The following is a 24,183-nucleotide window of genomic DNA, read 5'->3' as shown; positions in this document are numbered from 1 at the left end:
GCCGGTCTGTCTTCGTAATCTTCCTGGGCATATAGTATTAAATGAATTGAATTATAAAGCATTCAGCTATACTATTTAGCGTTTAATTAGGTTGGCTTTTCCCAATTTTAATTAAATTAGCATGCCTGCATACATCCATAAAACCAATTAAAAGATCATCGATCTAAAACTACATTATGAAAAAAAATGAATTAACCGTTTTTAAGGCTATTGTACCATGCTTATTGGCATTGCTTGTTGTTTCCGGGTGTTCAAAAAAGAATACCGATAATACCCCTCAAACGCTGAATGTTGTAGTAACAACATTTGCCGGTAATATAAACCCGGGCAAAGCTGATGGCACGGGAACTGCGGCTTCTTTTAACCGGCCAAGCGGTATGATTACAGACGCCGCGGGTAATATTTATGTAGCTGACGCCGGCAATAACCTGATCCGTAAAATAACATCGGACGGTAAGGTGACTACTTTTGCAGGGAGCGGGGAGCTGGGAGATACTGATGGCATTGGTACAGCTGCTACTTTTAACGGTCCGCAAGGTATAACACTTGATGGAAATGGAAACCTGTATGTAGCCGAAGGTACAGGCAGAATGATCAGGAAGATAACTTCTGCAGGTGCTGTTACTACATTGGCAGGCGGCGGACCAAGCGGGGCCGACGGTACCGGTACAGCTGCAGGCTTTAACGGGCCAACCGGAGTGGCGGTAGACGGAAGCGGAAACCTGTTTGTTACCGACGTTACTAAGATTCGTAAAATAACACCTGCAGGTGTTGTAACTACTTTTGCAGGTTCAGGAACAGCCGGTTCAGCAAACGGAACAGGGACTGCAGCAAGTTTTGCCCAGATTATAAGCATCCTGATTGATTTGTCGGGTAATCTTTATGTAACGGATGCAGGCAATAATATGATCAGGAAAATTACTTCTGATGGCGTTGTTTCCACATTGGCCGGTAATGGAACTAAAGGTTCTACAGATGGCGCCGGTAATTCTGCTACTTTTACAACGCCAATAAGCTTAACCGCCGATAACCAGGGCAATATTTATGTAGGAGATTCGGCACACTTTATAAGGGCTGTTGATACTTTTGGGCAGGTTACAACAATTGCAGGTACAGGTTTTTCAGGATTGGCCAACGGCACCGGCTCCACCGCAAGTTTCTCAATTCCTTATGGATTATCTGTAGGGATAGGTAAAGTTTACGTTGCCGATACATTCAATAACATGATCAGGGTAATTACGGCTCAATAGATACCAGATCCTGGTTCCTTTATAAATTAACATCAATCTGATCGCCGGCAGGAGTAAAAAATCTTACTTTTGCCGGCGATATGAATGATTCGCTTAAAAACAAATACGATAGCATAATTTTTGATCTTGACGGTACACTCTGGGATAGTACCGCTAATGTTGCCCTGGCTTGGCAGGCAGCTATAAGCAAGGTTGATTATATTCAGGAAGAAATGACGCAGGAACGTGTGCGTTCTATAACAGGCATGACCTATGATGCCATTTTTGATAAATTATTCCCCAATCTTAATGATGAACAACGTAAAGAGGTGCAAACCCTTTGCGGTATCAGTGAGCTGGAAATATTACATACCAAAGGAGGGGAGCTTTATCCGCAACTGGAAGAAACGCTTAAATCTCTCGCTGCAAATTATAAGCTTTACATAGTAAGCAATTGCCAGAACGGTTATATCGAACTGTTTTTGGATTTGAACCAATTGCACGGCCACTTCCTTGGGCACCAATGTTTTGGCACAAAAGGAAACCCTAAGGCTGATAATATCAAAGATGTGGTTATCGATCATCAATTGAAAGCCCCGGTTTATGTAGGGGATACCATGGGCGATTATAATGCCTCAAAACAAGCCGGTGTGCCTTTCATTTTTGCCAACTACGGTTTTGGTGTTGTGCCTGATGGAATGGTAGCAACTATCAGTAATTTTGCCGAACTTAAGGAACTGCTTTAAGCTACTTTTGTATAGGATTTTGTTCAGGATAGCATTTAAACCCTATCCCGAAACGTGATGCAGCTTACTGTAATGTTATAATCCTATTGTAAAACAATTTTAAGCTTTTGCCATTGTACTTTCAGCTTTACAGCTAAAAATTTAATTTAGTAAAATGAAGTTCATCAAATATCTGCCCGTAGCCGTATTGTTTGTTTTTTTTGTATCATGTAAACCTAAAACTAAATCAATGCAGGTGCCTGTAGTTGGTTTTGTTGATGCTTTTGAAGATGCCACCATATCCCAGGCGCGGAAAGGTTTTACTGATGCTTTAGCTAAGAATGGTTTCAGCGAAGAAAAAAAGACCGTGCAAATTGAATACAGTAATGCACAGGGCGACATTCCAACACTTACACAGATAGTTAATCACTTTGTTACTGATAGTGTTAACCTGCTGGCAACGTGTACAACACTATCGACGGTTACAGCGCTTCAGAAAACTAAACATATCCCGGTTTTTGCCATGGTATCTCCAACTGCCGAACGCATGAAGGTGGTTGATGCCAGTGGGAAAGCCCCGGCTAACCTTTTTGGTGTGGTAGAAGAGTTGAATTATATCGATACTTCATTCAGCATTATTCCAAAGCTGCTTAAGCCTAAAGGTGCAAAGCTGGTTATCGGTATGATCTATAATCAATCCGAACCGCAATCGGCCGATGCACTGGCCCGGATTAAATCATTAGCTGCAGGCTTAAATGTTGATATTGTAGCACTTCCGTTAAATACTTCGGCCGATGCGCAGCTGGTTACACAGTCGCTGTTAAGTAAAAACATCGATGCCTTTTTTGCAAACCCGGATAATACCGTTTTTGCATCTTTTGAAACCATCCTGAAAAACTGCAATCAAAAAAATATCCCCATTTTCACCAGTGAAGCAGGCTTGGTGCAGCGTGGGGCTGTAGCTGCTTTTGGCGCCGATATTTACCAGTGGGGATACCAGGCCGGCGAGCAGGCTGCCCAATTCCTTAAAACCCATAAAACTGATGGCCTGCGGCCCGAAATGGTGAAGGTCAGGAAGAGGGTATACAATCCGGCTGCTGCTAAAAAATATAACATTACTATTCCGCCAAATTTTGAGCCTGTAAAATAAATGGATTTTTACCTTACCGCTTTACTGCAGGGCCTGTGCTTTTCGGCCATAGCGCTGGGGATTTATATATCCATGAAAATCTTTAATATCCCTGATATCACAACCGATGGCAGTTATACACTGGGCGGTGTGGTTACGGCGGTATTGCTTACCAACCATCAGCCTGCGTATGTTATATTACCTGCAGTGATGTTGGCAGGAGCGGCTGCAGGGGCGCTTACCGGCATTATTCATACCAAATTAAAGATCAATGCACTGCTGGCCGGGATCCTGGTCATGACGGCGCTTTACTCAGTTAACCTTACTATTTTAGGTAGGTCTAATTTGCCGCTCATCAATTTGCCATCGCTGTTTACCATTGTAAATTTAGTGGGCGACCCTAATCAAAATACATTCTGGATCCTTGCCATTTTTGTTGTCGTGATCACCTCCCTGATTGGTTATCTGCTCAAAACTGATTTTGGCATTGCCATGCGTGCCACAGGTAACAGCGAATCCATGATCCGATCGTTAGGCGTAAATACCGACAGAATGAAAATCACAGGATTGGCTTTAGCTAATGCGCTTACCGCTTTGAGCGGTTATCTTGTGGCACAGTTTCAGGGTTTTGCAGATATAAGCATGGGCATTGGGATTGTTATAGTAGGGTTAGGGTCGGTAATCATAGCCGAAACATTGATCAACTGGTTCAAGCTAACTTCGGTATGGTTAAGTCTTGTATTGGTATTAACAGGGGCGGTGATATTTCAATTGGTACTGGCGTTTACTTTGTCGGTAGGTGTCGACCCTAAATTGCTGAAAATAGTTACTGCCGGTTTTGTGCTGGTAATTGTGAGTTTGCCGCGTTTATCCTTATTAAAATCATCATGATAACGATAACCGACGTACATAAAACATTCAATAAAGGTAAAGCTAACCAGGTAAACGCGGTTAATGGCATTACACTGGAGATTAAGGACGGCGAGTTTTTGGTTGTTGTGGGTTCAAATGGCTCGGGCAAAACCACCCTGCTTAATTTAATTGCAGGCAGCGTATTGCCTGATAATGGGGTTATCAATATCGATGGTACTGATGTTACCAAACTGCCTGATTATAAACGCAGCCAATGGATTGCAAGGGTGTTCCAAAATCCGCTGAGCGGTACGGCTCCCGATCTTAGTATTTTAGATAATTTTCGGCTGGCGTCGCTCCGCACAAAAACTAAGGGTTTGTCCGTTGGGGTAAATGATGCATTTAAAAAGCAGGTTCAGGAAAAAGTGGCCAGTCTTGGCATGGGTTTGCAGGATAAGATAGAGCAACCGATGGGTACTTTATCAGGCGGGCAGCGGCAGGCGCTTACATTGCTGATGAGTGTTATGGATAGTTGTAAAGTTTTACTGCTGGATGAACCCACCGCAGCGCTCGACCCACGTTCGGCCGATGTAGTGATGCGGACGGCTGATACACTGATCCGTGAATTTAACCTGACAGCGGTATTCATTACGCATAATTTAAAGGATGCTTTTAATTATGGTACACGAATAATACAAATGGGTGAGGGCTTGATTATTAATGATTTATCAGGCAGGGAGAAAGCTTCTTTGAAACAAAATGACCTGTTTGATTGGTTTGCTTAAAAACTGGCAGAGTAATTGTATATAACTCTGTACTATGAAAAACAATAATTTTGAAACCATATCCGACGCTTACCAGTTAGTGAGCGGCGCAAAAATAAAGGGCAAAAAGCACGACGAAGTATTTGAACTTGGCGCATACGATGCCCTGAAACGCGGCTATATACTTTACCCGCTTGAACATGGTGTTAAGTTTGATGATTTCAGTGTAATGATCTCTGAAAAAGAATTAAAAAATAACTTCCTGATTGAGGCAGTTAAACAAAACGCAATAGCAGCTTAATTAACAAGTTGTTGTTTTTATATATTGTCTTTTCAGGTCATGTAAAGGCAATAAACCTCATGCACAATGTATTGGCCTTGTGCATGAACTTTTCTTCTCTTGCTTTTCTCATTCAATAATTGTAGGTTTGCACTCATAAAGTACAAACGGATGCTGTTTAATAAATCATTCTGCTCAACAATAATGTGGCCCATGGTGTCGCAGCAGAAGAGTTTTGCATCGATAATTCTCTTCTCTACTCCGGTATAGCGGTTTCGAAGTACCCAAACCGATCCTACATTTACCACATTAGTATAACTTAAGTATTACTTAAACGTAAGCTTAACTGAATTTGAAATTTTATATGGACAATTATTATTCAATAGAAGAAAAGTACCTCCAGGCTGTTGATGAACTATCGTTCGGGGAAACACCTAAAGGCCTTAATATATTAAACCAGATTGTTGCGGATGAACCTTTTTTTGCGAGGGCGCATTACCAGTTAGGGATGATCTACTATTACAAGATCCAGGATTACCAAACCGCAGGCTATCATTTTAAAACCTGTATGGAGCTGGAACCATCGTTCCCAGATAATTACACACATTATCTCGATTTGGTGGTGTTCCTTGGCATGGAAAAATTGGTTGCAGCTATTTCTGCCCAGGCGTTAACTATACCGGGCGTTGATAAATCCCGCACTTTTGAGTTAATGGGCTTGTTTTACGAAAAACAAAAGGACTGGAATAAAGCATTAGGCTACTACCAGGAAGCTTTTATGGAGGTAACTGAAAAAGATGAGCGTAAAGACATTGAAGATAGCTTTAAACGTGTACGCTCAAAAATGAAGCAAAAACAGGCTTATACTTATTTCATTACCGAATAGCCTGTATAGTTTTTGCCAGGTACTTTAAACAAATAAGCCCCAAACTTTGGGGCTTATTTGTAATAAAAAATCCTAATTAATAACGTATGCATAAATGTACGTGTTTAATATAAGGTGCTGTTATACAGATGCAATACAATTTTTGTGAAAAATGTGTATTGATTGTAAATTATGTTGCATAACTAAACTTCCACCTTAATGAAACAGATCGCTATCAGCCATGCCTAAATACTTAGTAAAGCAAGCCTTATTACTTGCAGCTATAGTTATAATTGTTTTCCTCCTGAGATATTTGATGGCACTTTACGCTATTAACCGATAATTTAAACACTTGGCAAATGCACCTCTGCCATCATACATCTTGCGCTGCCGCCTCCATTAGTTTCAATGGTATTGATATCGGTGTAAATCAACTCGCCATACTTTTGCAAAGCAGAACGCTGCACTTCACTTAAAGCATTATAGGCATTTTGCGACATTACGATCAATGTATCACCTGCCTTATTTTTCACTTCAAGCATATTGCCGGCAAACTGGTTCATCTGCTCAAAAGTGATCTCAATAATTTCTTTGTGCGATGATTTTAATGATTCGGTAACCTTTATTCTTTCGTGTGGGTTGGGGATACTGTCCAAACAGATCACGGCAAACCGGCTGCCAATACACATCAGTACATTGGTATGGTAAATGGCTTTGCCTTTTTCATCAACAGCTTCAAAACTGATAGGCTGAAAACCAGATTGCTCACAAAAATAGTTAAGCACATCTTTATCTGTACGGGGCGACAGGCAGGCATATGCTATTTTATTGTCCCTGTCAAGTACCATACTGCCGGTACCTTCCAAAAACTGGCGCTCATGTTCAAAGCGGCTCAGATCAATTACATGTGCAACTTTAAATTTATCCTCCAGATCGGTTATAATATCCTCCCTGCGTTCAAGCCGGCGGTTTTCGGCCTGCATAGGGTACAGGAAAACGCCGCCATCACTATGAAACGATACCCAGTTGTTAGGAAATATCGAATCAGGTGTATAGGGCTGTGGTGTGTCGTCAACAACGGTAACGTCTACACCATTATGGCGCAAAACGTTAACCATTCCATTAAATTCGCTCAACGCTTTTTGCTGTACACCATTTTTTTCTGCATCTGGGTTCTGGAAAGCATTGCTTGCAGCAGTTTCTTCATTAAACCCGAAATTAACCGGGCGGATCATTAATATATGCGATGTTGATTGGCTCATTTTAGTTTGTCATTTTGTCGGAACCAGGATTTGGGTGGATTTTTTAGATTGCCGGATTTTTTATTTTGCATTGTAACTTTGCTTATCAAATCCCGAAATCCTGAAAATCCGTTTAATCCAGGTTCAGTACATTATCCCTTAATATCGGCATGCTCATACAATGGAAACCACCGCGGGCACGGGAAAGTTCGGCTGATGGCATTAATATTAAGGTATCGGTTAAGTTTTGCGGATCGAGTTCGTTATTCTCAAATTTCTGAAGCAGTTCGGCTACCCTGATTACGTTAAAGCCGCCTTCTTTAAAGGCTTCTACTGTTTTATCATTACGGTCATACCCAACAACTACACCTTCTTTTAGTGCGAGCAGATTGCATGAGTCTGTCCACTGTTCGCGGGCATCAAAGGGGAAGGTGTTATTGCCCGAGTAAATGAATTTTGTTTTTACGCTGCTTTTGAGATCGTTTTCGCTGATATCGGCCAGCAGGTCTTCAATGCAACCAAACAGCCTTGGTTTTTTATCTTTTTCAAACTGAACAATTTCTGTCCGCTCTTTCTGTTTTTTATCAGCAAACCATGATATCGGTTCCCGTTCCTCAATAGGGGCTTCGGCAACGGCCAATGAGCGGAGCAGTACCCAGGTATCGCGCCTTACCTGCGTAAAAACGGTATCGATATGCATGTAATCGCGCTTATTCGGGATTTTTACAATGGTTACCTTTTTTACCACGTTATTATCAAATAGCAGCCTTATAGCTTCATTGGCCCCGCTAACAGAGGTACGCTCGCTACAGCCGATCACTAAATGATCGGGACTTACCATCATCACATCGCCACCCTCTAAAGTAGTACGGCCTTCTGACTCTTCGCCGGGGCGTAAAAAATGCTGGGCAGTTTCAGGGATCTCCAGAATGTTATCACGATAGGCTTCAAACAACGGGTGGTTGAAAAATATGTACCGCATCAATAAGGTTTCGCGGAAACGGGCCTTTTTTGCGGGTTTGTTGAGCAACATGTGGTTATTTACCGCTATACCCAAATCCCTCGAAAAAATAAGATTAGGGATAGGCGCAAAGATCATTTCTTCGGTTGTTAACGAACCCGAAATAAAGATCTTGGCCAGCTCAACAGGGTTGGTATCCGTAAGCTGCTGCTGCAAACGGTAATTGCAGCTTTCAACAGCGCACACAGAGGCTACCAGTTTTTTACGAATGTCCGGCTGTTGTAAAATATCGGCCAGCAGTGTTTGGATCTCGATTACTTTTTCTGAAGAATGGAAGCCCGCATTATCAGGTTTAAAAAACGAACGGCGCGTACTTTCTTCATCAATTTGATGAAGCTTGCCTTTTATTTTATCCGGATCAAGAAAATAGAGCAACAGTTTTACATAATAATCATATTCATTCCTGCGCACGGTATCCAGGTGGATTATATCTTCAAAAAGCCAGTCCTGTGCTTTGGAGGGCACAACTTTGCCCAGACCGCTATCCGGACTGTGAATAAGCAGTGTGCGCAGTGTGCCAATTTCGGAGGTTACATCAATTTTAAAATCGGAGTTGGTTAATGTCATAAAGTACTATAATCGTACACAAATCTATCAGAAATTAAATTACAAAACGGGCTTACCAGGTAAAATTAGAACCCGGTAATATTTGCCCGTTACTTATATCTTAAATCAGAACGTAAATGTATTGATTATATGCTGTGACGTATTAATCAGCGATCTCCCGGTAGGTGTTTCTTTCCATGCTGATGTTTAATCTTTGCAGCATCGCCTTCATATCAAAACCTTGCTGCTGATATTCCTGCTGAACCGCTTCTTTAGCTTTTTTTAAAACATCTTCGTTTTGCCAAATGGCAGTCGTAATGCAAATGAGGTTGCCTTGCTCATCATGGCGTTCATACGCCCTGTCTTCAATAAAGCCTTCAAGCTTTTTAATAAAATTCCTGTTGATCTTCATCCGTTCTTTAAATTCCTGTTGAGCTGTGGGGGGAACAACAAATTGATCTATAAATATCTGTTTCATGGTTATCCTTGTTTTTTATTCAAAAATCGGGACAATTGAACCCCGATCCTTGTAAAAAATCATTGATTTACCATGCTTGCGGAATTTTAAAAAAATCGGCAGGGCTTAATCCTGTAAACAGTTTAAATTCTTTATTGAAGTGCGGCTGGTCAAAATATCCGGCTTCCAAAGCCATTTGACTGAGTGAACTATCCGGGATTTTGCTATCAACTACCGACTTGATCTTGATAATAGTTGAAAACTGTTTCGGCGAAGTGCCAACCACCCGCCTGAACCGTTTTTCAAATGCATCCTGGCTGATATAATGCGCATCGGCAAGTTCCTTGATCTTGATCTGCCCTTTTGATAAGCGGATTTTTTGCAGGGCAGATAGGATCAGTTGATCCTGTTTATAATTTGCAATATGCTTAATCAGGAATTGTTCAATGATGATTATCCGCTGCCGATTATTAACGGCCTCTGCCAGTTGTTCCTCAAGCAGGGCTAATTCATCCGGCACAATAAAATTATCAAGAGAAACGCTTGCCTCAAACAGCTCATGAAGCGGGTGTTTAAAAAACGCAGCCGCTCCGGCAGCTTTAAATAGTACCAGCATATTGCCCGTGCCCGGCCCGTAATTAATTAACCTTGGCGATTTTTTTAAACCGGTGATCAAAGCTGAGGGAAGTTGATCGGCATGTGCCTTACTAACATCGCTGATATTTCCACCGTACCTGAACGCCATCACCAATGATGTATCCGGCAAAATACGATTGACGAGATCTTCAGTAGTTTCAACAAAAACATAGTTTCGTATAAAAGGCTTTAGTATTTCGCAAGGTGTAAAGCGTTCGATGTGCATTTAACTAAGATACAGAATTTGTTAATTAAGTGATTTTCACAATCGATTGCGAAAATCGTAGGCGGTTAATGCTTTTTTAATCTTTTATTAAGTTGCAGCAATTTATTTGCATCATCAATTAACCAATTAACTCCAGCAAGAATTGGAGCTGCCTAATAATTTGTACTGATGCTTTTTAAAAAGATCTGCCTTTTAACTTATCTCTGTTCAGGTTGGTTGTTCATCCAGGCAAAACCTATACCGCCTGGTTCTGCTTTATTGGCTGATACTGCCACTAAAACCGGCTGTAACTGCAATGTGGATGAACAAATGCAAAAGGCCAAAAATCAAAGCTCAGCTGTTAGTAAACCTGCATCTGATATTAATGGTAGAAAAATAACTGCCGCTACTCCAAAATATCTCGACCCTAAGCTGCCGGTAGAGGAGCGCATAAATGACTTGTTGCCCCGCCTCACGCTCGAAGAAAAAGTGATCCAGTTAAGTGATAGCTGGGGATCAAAGGGAATACCAAGGCTTAAAGTACCCGCCATGCTTAAAACCGAAGGATTACATGGCCAGTCATATGCCACTGGTTCAACCATATTCCCGGTCCCCCTGGCTATGGCTGCCACCTTTAACGAAGCCCTGATCTACAAAGTAGGTGTTGCTACAGCAACAGAGGCTAAAGCTGCCAATTTAAGGGCAAGCTGGTCGCCGGTACTGGATGTGGCCCGTGATGCCCGCTGGGGCCGGGTTGAAGAAACCTACGGAGAAGACCCATATTGGGTAAGCCGAATGGGCGTTAACTGGATCAAAGGTTTCCAAAGTTTGAATATGATAGCCATACCCAAACATTTTGCAGGCCATGGCGAACCTTTAGGGGGTAGGGATAGCCATGATGTTGGCCTGTCGGACAGGGTGATGCGTAATATTCATCTCGTTCCGTTCCGGGCGGTAATCAAGGAAGCCCATGCAGGTGGGGTAATGGCTGCTTACAGTACCTGGAACGGCGTGCCCGATAATGCTTCGTCCGAATTGCTGCAAAAAATTTTACGGGAAGAGTGGGATTTTAAAGGCATTGTAGTATCTGATTGCAGCGGCCCCGAAAACTTTATGAGCAAGCAGTATATTACTGCCGATCTTGAAAATGCCTCCCGCCTGGCTATTTTGGCTGGTGTAGATATTGAATGCGGTTCGGCTTACAGTAAAGCGCTGGCATCGGCTGTAAAGAACGGGGTTTTGCAGGAACGTGACCTTGACGTTAATGTGCGTCGTGTGTTAAGGGCTAAATTTGAATTGGGTTTGTTTGAAAATCCCGGCTCGCCGGATATGGTATGGGATAAGCTGCCGGCTTATGATACACCTGAACACCGTATGCTGGCCCGCGAGGTAGCAGTAGAAAGTTCTGTGCTGCTTAAAAACGATAATAAACTATTACCCCTTAAAAAAGATTTAAAAGCCATAGCTGTAATTGGCCCCAATGCCGATATAGCCCAAACCGGCGATTATTCGGCCAAACCCGGGGAGGGACAGTTAATTACCGTTTTGCAGGCGGTAAAATCGCATGTCGGTGCTTCAACGAAGGTGCTTTATGCAAAAGGCTGTGATATCAACAGTAAAGATGAATCACAGATAGCGGCAGCTGTTGATGCTGCTAAACAGGCCGATGCAGTGATCATGGTAGTCGGCGATAATTCGATGGGACAGAACGCAACTACCGGCGAAAATGTTGATGGTGCTACACTGGAAATACCGGGCGTGCAAAGGCAGCTGATCCGCGCGGTACAAGCAACAGGTAAACCTGTTGTACTGGTGTTGGTAAACGGTAAGCCCTTTACACTTTCGTGGGAGAATGAACATATTCCTGTTATTCTTGAAACCTGGTACCCGGGTGAAGAGGGGGGCAATGCAACCGCCGATATCCTTTTTGGCGAAAGGAACCCATCAGGGAGGTTACCGATCACTTTCCCGAGGCATGTAGGGCAGGAGCCGTTGTTTTATAATTATGAGCCATCGGGCCGCAGGTATAATTATTACGATATGCCTTTTACCCCATTATATCGCTTTGGGCACGGCTTAAGCTATACCACGTTTAAATATTCAAATATCAAAGTTTCGCATAAAACAGAAGGCAGTGGTTTTGTAACCATTACTGCAGATGTTGAAAACACCGGCGACCGTGATGGCGACGAGGTGGCACAGCTATATGTTACCGATATGCTTACCCCGGTTATAACACCCGTTATTGAGCTAAAAGGTATAAGCCGGGTAAGTTTGCACAGCGGCGAAAAAAAGACGGTAAGCTTTGAGCTTACGCCATACCAGCTTTCGTTATTGGATGCCGGTATGAAGCGTGTGCTGGGCCCTGGAAAATTCAGAATTCACATTGGTGGCGAAAGCCCCGAGCCTCCTGCCAATGAAACCGACTGGCACAAACAAAAGATAGGCTTTACAGACCCTGCCAAAGGTATTTCGGGGGAGTTTGAAATATCAGAGGCTTATAAAGCCAACTTTAGCTACACATTCAGCATACCGGTAACGGTAAAGAGCGGTGTACCCTTTGAGGCTACAGTAACGGTAAAAAATAACGGCAACCTCACCGATGCCGGAGAGGTAAAATTATTCGGACAAACAGAGCTGGATAATTATCGCTTTGAACTTGATCCCGGTAAAAGTATCTCTCATGATTTTAATGCAATACTGTATAAAAACGGCTCCCAAAACATAAGCATTGTTGCCGGAGGGCAGCTGATTGTCAAAACCGTGAATGTATTAAAAGCCCCCGCAAAGCTTGTGCTTAAAAATGCTAAGCTTTCAGTTAACGGGCAGGGTGTACTCACCTATACAGCCCTTGCTATGAATACCGGCAGCGAACCTTATAAAGCCGGCTTTACGTTATCGGTTGATGGTGCAGCGGTTAAAAGTATCCCGCTTAACATAGAGGCAGGCGGTCAGCAACCGCTTTCATTAAGCTATGATCTGCCCCATTCGGGCACTTTCAGGATCAGGGCGGGTAATGATCCCGTACAGCAATTGATTGTACCAGGTGGCATAAAATTGGCCTTACAGGATCCGCTTATCTACCTCAACTTTGATAATGCCAATGGCCAAACCGTTAAGAATGAAGTAACCGGTGCCCAATTACGGATAAATGGCAAACCGCAATATATAGATGGTAAAAACGGTAAAGCCTTTTATACAACGGACAGCGATAACTACGTCAATGCCGGGGGACTGGATATTTATCGCAAGCCTTTCACTTTTGCTGCGTGGATAAAAGCAGATGAGCTTACAAATGGTCAGGCTGCTTTTTTTGGAGGCCAGGCGCCTATGGGGGCCGATGTGGATGTAACAGGCACCAGTCTTGCCGCCGGTATATCTAATAACAAAGCAACCCTGTCATTCAAAAGCAGGGATGTAAATAGCCGTAATATTTTCCCATTGAATGAATGGGTACATGTGGCTTACACTTATGATCCACAGGCGCAGCAGGGAAGCATTTATATTAATGGTAAGCTTGATAGATCGGCAACCCAAAAACCTTATGCCGGTCCGCTTGATATGATCGGCAATGCTGTGGGACTTGAGCATGGAAAATTTGCAATGGATGAGGTATTGGTTACCCGCAATTGCCTTAACGCCTCTGCTATTGCCGACCTGGCGGTAAAAGGAATTACTGCTTTGCAAAGCGCGCAGGTCAGCACCCAATGGCAGCCTGTGAAAGGAACTGTTAATATGCTTAAAACATGGAGCGAGATCCCTGCGGGTTCGTCAATAACCGCTGTTGTGGAAATGGCAGGAGATAACGGCACAGCCACAGATTCACTGAAAGTAAAACTGGTGCCGGGCATGCAAAGCATCGTTTTAAACGGGTTAAAGAAAGGTACACAGTTAAGGGTTAGGTTTGAGCTCTCTTCAGTTAAATGGGATGCGGTGCCATTACTCCAAACGGCTGTGATTGAAATGACAGCGGGAGAAAAAATCCGCTGGTCAACTGAAAGTGAATGGCGCAAAAACACCACATCGGGCGGTTTAATTATTGGCCGGTAATTATATAATGTTTAACTATTTTTGATCATCATCTGCATAAAAATACCATGAACCTAAAGAGAACTAAACTGGCATTTATGGCCGGGATCCTTGCTTTTACCTCTACATTCTGTCTTGCACAATCGGCCGCACAATTAGATAAATATAACGTTGAATGGGATACACCCGGCCCAACTTCGGCACAGTCAATGCCATTAGGTAATGGTGATATCGGCCTCAATGTATGGTTCGAAAAAAATGGCGACCTTGTTTTTTACATCAGTAAAACCGATGCTTGGGGTGGCGAGCTCGAAGCCGAAAAGGACGATTGGATGAAGCAGGGTGGGGTATTGATGAAATTAGGTGCGGTAAGGGTTTCTGTAGATCCTTTAACAACCGGTACCTCTTTTAAACAGATCCTGAAATTGAGTAACGGCGAAATCTGGGTACAGGCAGGTGAAGGGAAATCATCAGTTCAGTACCGCATTTGGGTTGATGCCAATCACCCGGTTATCAGGGTTGAAGCAAAAAGCGCAACGGCCACTACTGTTAATGTGAAGCTGGAGAACTGGCGTGCCGGTAAAACAGATACGGTGCTGAACGGGCAAAAGAACCGGATAGCCTGGTATCATCATAATTCGCCCACAACCGATCCGCATTTGGCTAATCTTACCTTCGGTGCGGTGATTAAGGGTGCAGGCTTGTCCAATGAGGATGATGTTACTTTAAAATCGGGCAAGGTAACATCACAGGTTATCTCTATTTATCCTTTAACCGCAGTTGCCGGGAGTGGAAGTGAATGGCTTGGTAAATTGGAACCAAAAGTTAAGGCTATTGAACAATTAAGCCTTGAACAAACCCGCTTAGCCCACCAAAAATGGTGGCAACAGTTCTGGAACAGGAGCAGCGTATTTGTAAGCGGGGATGAGGAAGCTGAAAAGGTTACGCAAGGCTATATTTTGCAGCGCTTTGTTACAGCATGTGCGGGGCGGGGTGCATATCCCATTAAATTTAACGGCTCAATTTTCGTGATTGATAACCCCGCCAAAAACGCCAATGCTGATTATCGCGCCTGGGGCGGGCAATATTGGTTTCAAAATACCCGGCCAATGTACTGGCCGCGGTTGATGGCAGGCGATTTTGATATGATGCTGCCGCTGTTCAGGATGTATGCCAATATCCTGCATGCCAATGCTAAACAGGTTAATGAATTTTATAAACATGGCGGGGCCTACTTTGCTGAAACGGCGCCTTTTTGGGGCGGTTTAAACTATATGGGGCCTGAGGTTAAAGCCAATTATACCAATCATTATTTTACCCCTATATTGGAATTAAGCATGATGATGCTTGATTACTATGAGTATACGGATGATACCGCTTTTGCTAAAAAAACAATGCTGCCTGTTGCATCGGCAGGTTTGCAGTTTTTTGACGAACACTTTAAGCGGGATAGTACCGGCAAGCTATTGCTTGATCCGGACAATTCGATAGAAATGTTTTGGAAGGTACATAATCCCGCACCCGACATTGCCGGATTGCATGCGGTACTAAGCCGGATGATCAAACTGCCATCAACAATTATTGATGAACAAACCAGGCAACGCTGGCAAAAGTTTTATAACGAGCTGCCCCCGCTGCCCACTGCAGATCATGACGGAAAAACCGTTTTGCTGCCATACACCGGTCTGCAAACAGCTAAATCATTTAACAGTGAAAACCCGGAGTTATATGCTATATATCCGTTCAGGCTTTATGGTTTAGGTAAGGCAGACCTGGATGTGGCGATAAATACTTTCAATACCCGCAAGCAACGTGCTAAAGGCTGCTGGGTGCAGGACCCCATCCAAGCCGCTATGATTGGTGATGCTGAAGTAGCAAAAGATTATACCAGCTTTGCCCTTACCCGCAAAGATCCGGGCTTGAAGTTCCCCGCATTTTGGGATAAGGGAAACGACTATATGCCCGATGAAGATAACGGAGGTAATGGCGAGAATGGCCTGCAACTCATGTTAATGCAAATCGAAGGTAAAAAGATCATGCTGCTACCTGCATGGCCCGCCGGCTGGAATGCCGATTTTAAATTGAATGCCCCTTATAAAACAACAGTTGAAGGTAAAGTAATTAACGGCAAGCTTACCAGTTTGAAGGTTACACCAGTCAGTCGCCTGGCTGATGTTATCGACATGAGCAAAAAGCAATAAACCATGAAAAACATACTGAGCATATTAATAGCTTTTTGCCTGGTAAACGCGGCAAATGCTATAACAAGAATAACTTGCATAGGTGCAAGCATCACTTACGGCGCTACCTTGCCTGATCCGGCTACACAATCGTACCCGGCGCAACTGCAAAAGCTTTTAGGTAAAAATTGGGAGGTGAGCAACTTCGGGGTAAGCAGCGCCACGCTTTTGCGCAAGGGCGATCTGTCATACTGGGGTACCAAAGCCTATCAGCAGGCGCTGCAAAGTAAGCCCGATGTAGTATTTATTGATTTGGGCGGCAACGATGCCAAGCTCATCAATCGCGTACATCTTGACGAATACGAGCATGATTATCATGACCTGGTCCAATCGTTTGCCCAATTGCCATCACATCCGCGCATTGTTTTGTTATTGCCGATACCATCATTTCAAGCTGATACTAATCAGATCTATGATAGAGTTATCGTTAACAGTATTATTCCGAAACTCAGGAATGTGGGCTATAATGAACATCTGGAAGTGATTGACATGCATTCCATGTTTGTTAATCATGAAAGCTGGATGCCCGATAAAATTCACCCCAACTTAGAGGGCACAGCCATGACAGCTAAAAGATTGTACGACGTTGTTGTACAGCCCCGGGATAATACCTTTGATGTTTTTAGCCGTATGAACCAGCAATTTAAAGAGAGCAATTTTTATGGTTACCCCTGCGCCGAATTTACTTTTGACAACCGCGATTGCAAAGTGGTAAAACCAAAATGGGCAGCCAAGGGCCATCCATGGGTATGGCGGGCACGTTTCTGGGGCCACGAACCGCAAACAGACATTGCACTTTTGGAGCACGGCTTCCATATCGTTTATTGCGATGTGGCCGAACTATTGGGCAATAATGAAGCCATTGGCTACTGGAATGATTTTTATAAAATGCTTAACAATGCCGGCCTGGGTAAAAAGGCTGTGCTTGAAGGCATGAGCAGGGGAGGTATTTACATGTACAACTGGGCGGCGGCTAACCCGAACAAAGTGGCCTGTACCTATGCTGATAATGCCTTGCTCGACCTGAAATACTGGCCCGACTCTGCCATCCTCAAAAAAGACTTCAATTTAACCTATGCCGGCCAGATTGGATCGTTAAAGGTAAGCCCTATAGATAAGGTATCCCAAATTGTAAAAGGTAACTTCCCTATGCTGCACCTTTCGGCCGACGACGATGAGGCGGTTGACCCTTCAAAAAATACCCTGTTGTTTGAGCAAAAGGTTAAGGATCTGGGTGGTTCAATAACGGTAATTCATAAGCCGGGCTTTAAACATCATCCGCATAGTTTGCCCAATCCGGCCCCGATAGTTGAGTTTATTTTGAAGGCGACAGGCTATGCAATCCCCCTGCCAAATTAATATCAAATTATATTGTACACTAAGTATAAGTTCACTAACTTATTGATGCTTAAACCGCTTTATGAGCCGTTGGATTATAATGTTATAATCCTTGAAACTAAACGGTATTTATTGTAATTTTAGCCAATCGAGCCAATTGAAAAACATTGAATTTGGGCCTAAATTATAAATTACAGAGCGGTACATAAGTTGTAATGCTTAAGGTGTACTTATCAACATGAGATTTTTTTTATCGGGGATAATTGTTGTTGTTTTATTGAATTTATTGTTCATATCGCCGGTCTGTGCACAATCGTACGGGCTGGGGTTTTACAGTCATGAGGTTGTACAGGATAAACGTACCGGGCTTGACCTTGACCTTAAAAACCTTGCCCGAAAAGATAAATTTGAGCTTTCGTTCGATCTCTCTTTCATACCCAACAGGGCCATTTATTTCGGTTACATTTTACGGTTGATAGGCGATGATAATCAAAATGTTGACTTAGTGTATGATAACCAGGCTAATACAAAACACTTTAAGATCATAATCGGCGAACGCCTTTCAAAAATATCTTTCAATATTGATGATAAACCGCTTTTTGAACGCTGGAACAATTTAAAGATCCTGATTGATTATAAAAGCGACCGGATCACGGTTATTTCGGGTAATGAATCATTCAGTGAAACCGGCATCCACCTAAAAGCAAGTTCAAATTATAAGTTGCTCTTTGGCGCAAATGCCTATAAGCAGTTTCAAACTACAGATTTGCCGCCGTTTAAACTGCGCGATGTACGCGTGCTGCAAAATACAGAGCAAATAGCTAACTGGCCGCTTAATGAATGGCAGGGAAGCGTAGTCAACGAAACCGAAAACCAGAACAACGGCTCGGTTAATAACCCGCTTTGGATCAAAGCCCGGCACCGAAACTGGCAATTGGAAAAGGAATTTACCGTTCCGGGCGATGCCAGTTTGGCTTTCGATGCTGCAAATGAAGATGTATTTATCATCACGGCCGACTCGCTTGTTACTTATTCGGTCAACAAAACTCCTCAGCTAAAAAGTAAGGCTTATGCTTCGGGCCGCCAGATGCTGGTGCCTGGCGACCAGACTTTATATGCCAATAATAAACTATATTACTTGTTTATGGATCAAACGGCCGTTGGTACGTTTGATTTTGTTACCGGTAAATGGGATAAAGGTTATCGTAACCTGGCAACCAATAACGGGCATCTTAATAAGTTTTTCTGCAAAACTGATACATCTGTTTATACCATAGGCGGCTATGGTCAGCTTGTTTATAAAGACAGTGTGCGCCGTTTTAGCCTTAACACCAAGCAATGGGAAAAAGTAAAATTTAAGGGGGATGTTTTTACCCCGCGTTACCTGGCTGGGCTTGGAGCTAATGTCAATGGCGATACCGTTTACGTAATTGGTGGTTATGGCAGCGCATCGGGCCAGCAAATCGTAAACCCGCGTAATATTTATGATATGGTGCGCTTTACGGTTAAGGACAAAGCCTTTAAAAAGCTTTTTAATATCGATGTTAAAAATGAGGATTTTGTTTTTGCCAACTCACTTGTTATCAACTCAAAGGATAAAACCTATTATGGTTTGATCTTCCCTCAGCATAAGTTTAACTCCAGTTTACAGTTGATAAAAGGCTCATTAGATAAGCCTGCCTACGAAATGGTAGGGGATACTATCCCCTTTCAGTTTCATGATGTAAGCGCTTATGCTGATCTGTATTATCTGCCGAATAGCGCCAAATTTTTATCGGTAACGCTGTTTAAGGAAAATGACCGTACCAGGGTTAAAATCTATTCGCTGCTTAGTCCGCCGGAGCCGATTGCTACTAATATCCTGTCGGAGAGCCATATCGGTTATTTATTATGGATCGGTGGCGCTTGCGTTTTATGTTTAGGAATAGGGGCATTTGTTGTTATTAACCGCCGTAAAAAGGCCGCTTTACAACCATTGCCCGAACCTCAGAAAATTGCGGCAGAAATGGTATTACCTGTTAATGAATTGCAGGATTTAGCTGTGCCGGAAGATAATGAAAGTCGTCTTCATGCTAACAAAAATGCTATATTTTTATTTGGCGACCTGCAACTGTTTACGCCCGATGGTAACGAGATTACCAAGTACTTTACGCCGCTGTTGAAGGAGCTGTTTCTCGTGATCCTGATGTATTCGGTTAAGTTTGACAGAGGGGTAAGCTCCGAAAAGCTGAACGAGATTCTTTGGTTTGATAAATCGGAAAAAAGTGCGCGGAATAACCGCTCGGTAAACATAGCCAAATTGAAATCCCTGCTGGATAAGATGGGGCATTGCCATCTGTCTAAAGATACCGGCTACTGGAAAATTGAGATTGATTATAATGAGATCCAGGTTGATTATCATAATTATCTCAACATCGTATCAAACAAAAGCAAGCTCAATAAACAAAAGATCATTCAGCTTACGCACATCACCCAAAGGGGTAATTTCCTGTCGAATATTGAATATGAATGGCTCGATGCCTTCAAGTCAGAAGTATCTAATGAAATCACTGATTCCTACATCCAGTTTGCCAATTCGATAAAAGTTACGGATGATCCAGAGTTTTTGATCAAGCTTGCCAATGATATCTTCTATTTCGACCCGGTGAATGAGGAAGCCATGATCCTTAAATGCAAAGCGCTGTCACATATCGGCAAACACTCGTTAGCCAAAAATACGTTTGAAAATTTCAACAAGGAGTACAAGGCCATTTACGGCGAAGCTTTTGAGCGCGATTTTCATTCAATTCTTGAATAAAATCTGTTACAATAGATATTTATTGGATTAATTAATCAAATTTTAATGATTAATTAAGTTGTGCGAGCAATTTTGAGGCTATTACCAGTTAATAAGCCCGGTTGCTTTTACTTTTGTGTAGTTGCTTTAAACGGTTCTTGTAGAGACGCATCACATGCGTCTCCGGGAGGACAAGCAACTTACGAAATGATATGTGGTATTTAGGAGACGCATGTGATGCGTCTCTATGAAATGAAATAAGACATTAATCAGAAATAAATTAATATTCATGTTAAGCCCACTTCCCCGGTTGTTTAAACCGCTGTTTTTATCTACGGTAATTGGTATCAGTAGTTTGTGCGGCAGTATAACCGCATCTGCCCAAACAAAAGACGAAGGCAATCTTCAATACATCGATCCTCATATTGGCAACGTAGGAGCTTTGCTTGAGCCCACCCGGCCAACAACACACCTGCCTAACCAGATGATCAGGATGCTGCCGGTTCGTCACGATTATATTGACGATCAGATTTCCAGTTTTCCGCTAAATATAGTCTCGCATCGGTTAGGAGAGGTGTTTTCAGTTAAGCCGGACAATAACACATTAACCCCGGCTTCGTGGAATGAACGGATGACCTATGACCATGACCTTGAAGTCACCCGCCCATGGTATTATTCAACCTATCTTATTGATAAAGATATTACCGTTGAGTTTGCTCCGGGTAAAAAGGTTGGGAACTATAAATTTACCTTCCCGGCTAAAAGTGCAGCTAAAAGCATTTTGTTTGGACTTTATAATGATGGTGCCGCCAATTTTACTTTCACAGGTGGCAACGAGCTAAGCGGTTTTGAAACCTATCATGACGATATTAAGGTTTATGTTTATGGTAAGTTCAATGCAAAAGGAACTACAGGTACCGTAAAAGATAATGCTTTGGTTCAGCAGGCATCTGCTGATGGAAAAGATTTGAAATCATACATCATTTTTGCAAACGGTACGCCGGATGTGATCGAATTTAAATATGCCATATCCTACGTAAGCCCACAGCAGGCCAAGCAAAACTTTAACGATGAGTTTAGCAATGCCGGTTTCGAAACGCTGAAAGAGGCGGCCAAAGCAACATGGGCCAAAGTTGTTGGACAAATTGAAACCGAAGGTGGTACCGAGGCGCAGCGCCGGTCGTTTTATACAGCCTTGTACCGCTGTAATGAGCGGATGGTGGATATTAACGAGGATGGGCATTATTACAGCGGTTACGACAAAAAAATACACGACAGTAACCGTCCGTTTTATGTAGACGATTGGGTTTGGGATACTTACCTGGCCCTCCACCCGCTTCGTACCATCCTCCACCCGAAGTTAGAGTCGGATATGCTGAACTCGTATGTTAACCAGTATGAGCAAAGCGGCTGGATGCCAACCTTCCCGGTATTGTTTGGTGATAACCCTTGTATGAATGGCTTCCACTCTACTGTAATGTTTTTGGATGATTACCGTAAAGGCATCCGCGGTTTTGATGTAGATAAGGCCTACGAAGGTATCCTGAAAAATGCCAACGAAGCTACCATGCTGCCATGGGAAAACGGCCCAAAATGTGAGCTGGATGATTTTTATCATACCAAAGGATATTTCCCGGCTTTGAAAAAAGGCGAAAAAGAAACTGTAAGCCTGGTTCACGGCTTTGAAAAACGGCAGGCAGTGGCGGTTACCCTCGGTGGGAGCTATGACGATTGGGCTGTCGGTCAGTTGGCTGGTGAGTTGAAAAAAACAAATGATGAAGCCACCTTCGCTAAACGTGCCCTCAACTATAAAAACCTGTGGAACGATGATAAACAAATGTTCATCCCTAAAGATAAAGATGGTAACTGGATTGATATCGACCCCAAATTTGACGGCGGCTTAGGCGGTCGCGAGTTTTATGATGAAAATAACGGCTGGACTTACCTTTGGCAGGTACAGCATGATATCCCCGGTTTGGCAAACCTGATGGGCGGCCAGGATAAATTCCAGGCGCGGTTAGATCAGCTGTTCCGAGAAAGCCTTGATAGGAGCAAATACCAGTTTTGGGCCAAGTTTCCTGATGCTACCGGATTGGTTGGCCAGTATTCAATGGGTAATGAGCCAAGCTTTCACATCCCATACCTGTATAACTTTGCGGGCGCACCTTGGAAAACGCAAAAACGCGTAAGGTTTCTGCTTGATGTTTGGTACAAAGACAACATCTTCGGCATCCCGGGTGATGAGGATGGCGGCGGCATGTCGGCCTTTGTGGTATTCTCGTCAATGGGTTTTTATCCCATAACACCCGGTAAGCCCGTTTATACCATAGGCAGCCCGGTTTTCAGCAAGGTTACCATCAACCTGCAAAACGGCAAGCAATTTAAACTGGTGGCCAGCAATTGTTCGGTAATTAATAAATATATCCAAAGCGCTAAGTTTAATGGGCAGGTGCTCAATAAACCGCTCTTTACCCATGAGCAACTCATGGCAGGCGGCACGCTTGAACTTGAAATGGGGCCTAAACCAAATAAAAACTGGGGTATCTGATCTAAGCAAAAAATCAACACATATTAAAATCTATCCTGATGAAAAAACACGTTTTTAGCATCCTGCTGCTACTGCTATGCGCTGTTGCCAACGCGCAGTTAAGGCACAGTAAAACATCGGCATTTAAAAGTTACAAAGGTTTGGTAATGGCCGGATACCAGGGATGGTTCAACGCGGCCGGTGATGGAGGCAACCGCTGGTGGAACCATTACCTTTCACATGGTAAATTTGAACCGGGCTATACCAATATTGACCTGTGGCCCGATGTAAGCGAATATCCTAAAATCTACAAATCCCCGTTTAAGCTGGCCGATGGCAGCGATGCTTACCTGTACAGCTCATATGATGCCTCATCAACCGAAACCCATTTTAAATGGATGCAGCAATATGGGGTAGATGGTGTTTTTGTACAGCGTTTTATTGGCGATGTGCAGCGGGGGGCAGGAAAGCACCATAACGATGTGGTGCTGGGCAACGCGCTTAAATACGCTCAGAAATACCATAGAGCTATTACAGTAATGTACGATCTTTCGGGTATGAACGCCGGCGGCGATTCGTTAGTGATCAAAGACTGGAAGCATCTTATTGATAGCATGAAAGTTACCAACCGGGGTAATAACCAAACCTGGCTGTACCACAATGGCAAACCATTGGTGGCTGTATGGGGGATAGGTTTTAACGACCACCGCCGTTACGGTTTAACCGAGGGCGAAAAGATCATCGACTTTTTAAAGAACGACCCGGTTTACGGCGGCTGTGCCATATTGCTTGGCGTACCAACCTACTGGCGTGATTTCGGTAACGACACCGAAAACGATCCGCACCTGCATGACCTGCTACGGAAAGTTGATATTGTACACCCCTGGTTTGTAGGGCGCTTTAATGAAGATGCTTATCCTGCTTTTCAAAAGCGCATTGCCGATGACATTGCCTGGTGCAAAACCAATAAGGTTGATTATGTGCCTACGGTGTTCCCCGGTTTTAGCTGGCACAACATGAACCCGAGGGCAAAGCAAAACCAGATTCCACGCAACCGCGGCCATTTTTACTGGAAGCAAATTAACGGCGCTATCAACAGCGGTGCCGAAATGCTGTATGTGGCCATGTTTGATGAGGTTGACGAAGGCACGGCCATTCTCAAAGTATCAAAAAATCCGCCGGTTGGCTTAAGCACTTTTGTTACATTTGAGGATGATATCCCTAACGATTATTACTTATATTTAACCGGTTATGCCGCTAAAATGCTGCGTAAGCAGGTTCCTTTAACAGCAGATGTGCCGCTGCCGGTAAAAAAGTAAGCTC

17 protein-coding genes are annotated in these 24,183 nt (G+C 43.3%); 13 read left to right on the top strand and 4 right to left on the bottom strand.

What is annotated here, in order from left to right; genetic code table 11:
• The first annotated feature begins 176 nt into the window (after positions 1 to 176).
• From ACFFGT_RS29425 to ACFFGT_RS29395, 7 genes are all read left to right on the top strand, one after another.
• Entirely contained in the window at positions 177 to 1,250 is a 1,074-nt protein-coding gene (locus tag ACFFGT_RS29425) for an NHL repeat-containing protein (RefSeq protein WP_377026095.1), read from the top strand.
• Between the two features lie 80 nt (positions 1,251 to 1,330).
• A complete protein-coding gene (locus tag ACFFGT_RS29420) occupies positions 1,331 to 1,975 on the top strand; it encodes an HAD family hydrolase (RefSeq protein WP_377026094.1) in 645 nt (214 codons plus the stop codon).
• Positions 1,976 to 2,129: 154 nt separating this feature from the next.
• Complete coding sequence (locus ACFFGT_RS29415) at positions 2,130 to 3,104, top strand: ABC transporter substrate-binding protein (protein WP_377026093.1); 975 nt, start codon at positions 2,130 to 2,132, stop codon at positions 3,102 to 3,104.
• Positions 3,105 to 3,974: an ABC transporter permease gene (locus tag ACFFGT_RS29410; RefSeq protein WP_377026092.1), complete on the top strand. Its 870-nt coding sequence runs from the start codon at positions 3,105 to 3,107 to the stop codon at positions 3,972 to 3,974.
• On the top strand, positions 3,971 to 4,720 hold the full coding sequence (locus ACFFGT_RS29405) for an ABC transporter ATP-binding protein (protein ID WP_377026091.1): 750 nt from the start codon (positions 3,971 to 3,973) through the stop codon (positions 4,718 to 4,720). Before ACFFGT_RS29410 ends, ACFFGT_RS29405 begins: the two co-directional genes overlap by 4 nt.
• A 34-nt stretch (positions 4,721 to 4,754) precedes the next feature.
• Positions 4,755 to 5,000 carry a hypothetical protein gene (locus ACFFGT_RS29400; RefSeq protein ID WP_377026090.1) on the top strand — a complete coding sequence of 82 codons (246 nt, stop codon included), beginning with the start codon at positions 4,755 to 4,757 and terminating at the stop codon, positions 4,998 to 5,000.
• Positions 5,001 to 5,343: 343 nt separating this feature from the next.
• Complete coding sequence (locus ACFFGT_RS29395) at positions 5,344 to 5,865, top strand: tetratricopeptide repeat protein (RefSeq protein ID WP_377026089.1); 522 nt, start codon at positions 5,344 to 5,346, stop codon at positions 5,863 to 5,865.
• A 323-nt stretch (positions 5,866 to 6,188) separates the two neighbouring features.
• Here the strand turns inward: ACFFGT_RS29395 and ctlX are convergent, their stop codons facing one another.
• The 4 genes from ctlX to ACFFGT_RS29375 all read right to left on the bottom strand — a co-directional run bounded on the left by ctlX (position 6,189) and on the right by ACFFGT_RS29375 (position 9,971).
• Entirely contained in the window at positions 6,189 to 7,106 is a 918-nt protein-coding gene (ctlX, locus tag ACFFGT_RS29390; protein WP_377026088.1) for a citrulline utilization hydrolase CtlX, read from the bottom strand.
• A gap of 112 nt (positions 7,107 to 7,218) precedes the next feature.
• Positions 7,219 to 8,673 (bottom strand): arginine deiminase family protein, encoded by a 1,455-nt coding sequence (locus tag ACFFGT_RS29385; protein WP_377026087.1) that lies wholly within the window; start codon positions 8,671 to 8,673, stop codon positions 7,219 to 7,221.
• 142 nt (positions 8,674 to 8,815) lie between these two features.
• Positions 8,816 to 9,130, bottom strand: coding sequence for a hypothetical protein (locus ACFFGT_RS29380; RefSeq protein ID WP_377026086.1), 315 nt, complete (start codon positions 9,128 to 9,130; stop codon positions 8,816 to 8,818).
• Positions 9,131 to 9,197: 67 nt separating this feature from the next.
• The gene (locus ACFFGT_RS29375; protein ID WP_377026085.1) at positions 9,198 to 9,971 is read right to left on the bottom strand and encodes a helix-turn-helix domain-containing protein; all 774 of its coding nucleotides are present in this window, start codon (positions 9,969 to 9,971) and stop codon (positions 9,198 to 9,200) included.
• A gap of 168 nt (positions 9,972 to 10,139) precedes the next feature.
• Here ACFFGT_RS29375 and ACFFGT_RS29370 point away from each other — a divergent pair, with 168 nt between their 5' ends.
• The 6 genes from ACFFGT_RS29370 to ACFFGT_RS29345 all read left to right on the top strand — a co-directional run bounded on the left by ACFFGT_RS29370 (position 10,140) and on the right by ACFFGT_RS29345 (position 24,179).
• Positions 10,140 to 14,000, top strand: coding sequence for a glycoside hydrolase family 3 N-terminal domain-containing protein (locus ACFFGT_RS29370; RefSeq protein WP_377026084.1), 3,861 nt, complete (start codon positions 10,140 to 10,142; stop codon positions 13,998 to 14,000).
• 47 nt (positions 14,001 to 14,047) lie between these two features.
• Entirely contained in the window at positions 14,048 to 16,180 is a 2,133-nt protein-coding gene (locus tag ACFFGT_RS29365) for a DUF5703 domain-containing protein (protein WP_377026083.1), read from the top strand.
• Between the two features lie 3 nt (positions 16,181 to 16,183).
• On the top strand, positions 16,184 to 17,578 hold the full coding sequence (locus ACFFGT_RS29360) for a GDSL-type esterase/lipase family protein (protein ID WP_377026082.1): 1,395 nt from the start codon (positions 16,184 to 16,186) through the stop codon (positions 17,576 to 17,578).
• Between the two features lie 217 nt (positions 17,579 to 17,795).
• On the top strand, positions 17,796 to 20,354 hold the full coding sequence (locus ACFFGT_RS29355; protein WP_377026081.1) for a galactose oxidase: 2,559 nt from the start codon (positions 17,796 to 17,798) through the stop codon (positions 20,352 to 20,354).
• Positions 20,355 to 20,622: 268 nt separating this feature from the next.
• On the top strand, positions 20,623 to 22,881 hold the full coding sequence (locus tag ACFFGT_RS29350; RefSeq protein WP_377026080.1) for a GH92 family glycosyl hydrolase: 2,259 nt from the start codon (positions 20,623 to 20,625) through the stop codon (positions 22,879 to 22,881).
• Positions 22,882 to 22,919: 38 nt separating this feature from the next.
• On the top strand, positions 22,920 to 24,179 hold the full coding sequence (locus ACFFGT_RS29345; protein ID WP_377026079.1) for a glycoside hydrolase family 99 protein: 1,260 nt from the start codon (positions 22,920 to 22,922) through the stop codon (positions 24,177 to 24,179).
• Positions 24,180 to 24,183: the final 4 nt, after the last annotated feature.

The organism is Mucilaginibacter angelicae, from assembly GCF_042434235.1.
Taxonomy (GTDB): Bacteria; Bacteroidota; Bacteroidia; order Sphingobacteriales; family Sphingobacteriaceae; genus Mucilaginibacter; species Mucilaginibacter angelicae.
This window is presented reverse-complemented; position numbering and strand designations above follow the sequence as displayed.

Coding starts and splice junctions, on each gene's coding strand:
- ACFFGT_RS29410 (WP_377026092.1), top strand. CDS start 3,105: ATGGATTTTTACCTTACCGCTTTACTGCAGGGCCTGTGCTTTTCGGCC.
- ACFFGT_RS29420 (WP_377026094.1), top strand. CDS start 1,331: ATGAATGATTCGCTTAAAAACAAATACGATAGCATAATTTTTGATCTT.
- ACFFGT_RS29400 (WP_377026090.1), top strand. CDS start 4,755: ATGAAAAACAATAATTTTGAAACCATATCCGACGCTTACCAGTTAGTG.
- ACFFGT_RS29355 (WP_377026081.1), top strand. CDS start 17,796: ATGAGATTTTTTTTATCGGGGATAATTGTTGTTGTTTTATTGAATTTA.
- ACFFGT_RS29365 (WP_377026083.1), top strand. CDS start 14,048: ATGAACCTAAAGAGAACTAAACTGGCATTTATGGCCGGGATCCTTGCT.
- ACFFGT_RS29425 (WP_377026095.1), top strand. CDS start 177: ATGAAAAAAAATGAATTAACCGTTTTTAAGGCTATTGTACCATGCTTA.
- ACFFGT_RS29375 (WP_377026085.1), bottom strand. CDS start 9,971: ATGCACATCGAACGCTTTACACCTTGCGAAATACTAAAGCCTTTTATA.
- ACFFGT_RS29360 (WP_377026082.1), top strand. CDS start 16,184: ATGAAAAACATACTGAGCATATTAATAGCTTTTTGCCTGGTAAACGCG.
- ACFFGT_RS29385 (WP_377026087.1), bottom strand. CDS start 8,673: ATGACATTAACCAACTCCGATTTTAAAATTGATGTAACCTCCGAAATT.
- ACFFGT_RS29395 (WP_377026089.1), top strand. CDS start 5,344: ATGGACAATTATTATTCAATAGAAGAAAAGTACCTCCAGGCTGTTGAT.
- ACFFGT_RS29380 (WP_377026086.1), bottom strand. CDS start 9,130: ATGAAACAGATATTTATAGATCAATTTGTTGTTCCCCCCACAGCTCAA.
- ACFFGT_RS29350 (WP_377026080.1), top strand. CDS start 20,623: ATGTTAAGCCCACTTCCCCGGTTGTTTAAACCGCTGTTTTTATCTACG.
- ACFFGT_RS29370 (WP_377026084.1), top strand. CDS start 10,140: ATGCTTTTTAAAAAGATCTGCCTTTTAACTTATCTCTGTTCAGGTTGG.
- ACFFGT_RS29345 (WP_377026079.1), top strand. CDS start 22,920: ATGAAAAAACACGTTTTTAGCATCCTGCTGCTACTGCTATGCGCTGTT.
- ctlX (WP_377026088.1), bottom strand. CDS start 7,106: ATGAGCCAATCAACATCGCATATATTAATGATCCGCCCGGTTAATTTC.
- ACFFGT_RS29415 (WP_377026093.1), top strand. CDS start 2,130: ATGAAGTTCATCAAATATCTGCCCGTAGCCGTATTGTTTGTTTTTTTT.
- ACFFGT_RS29405 (WP_377026091.1), top strand. CDS start 3,971: ATGATAACGATAACCGACGTACATAAAACATTCAATAAAGGTAAAGCT.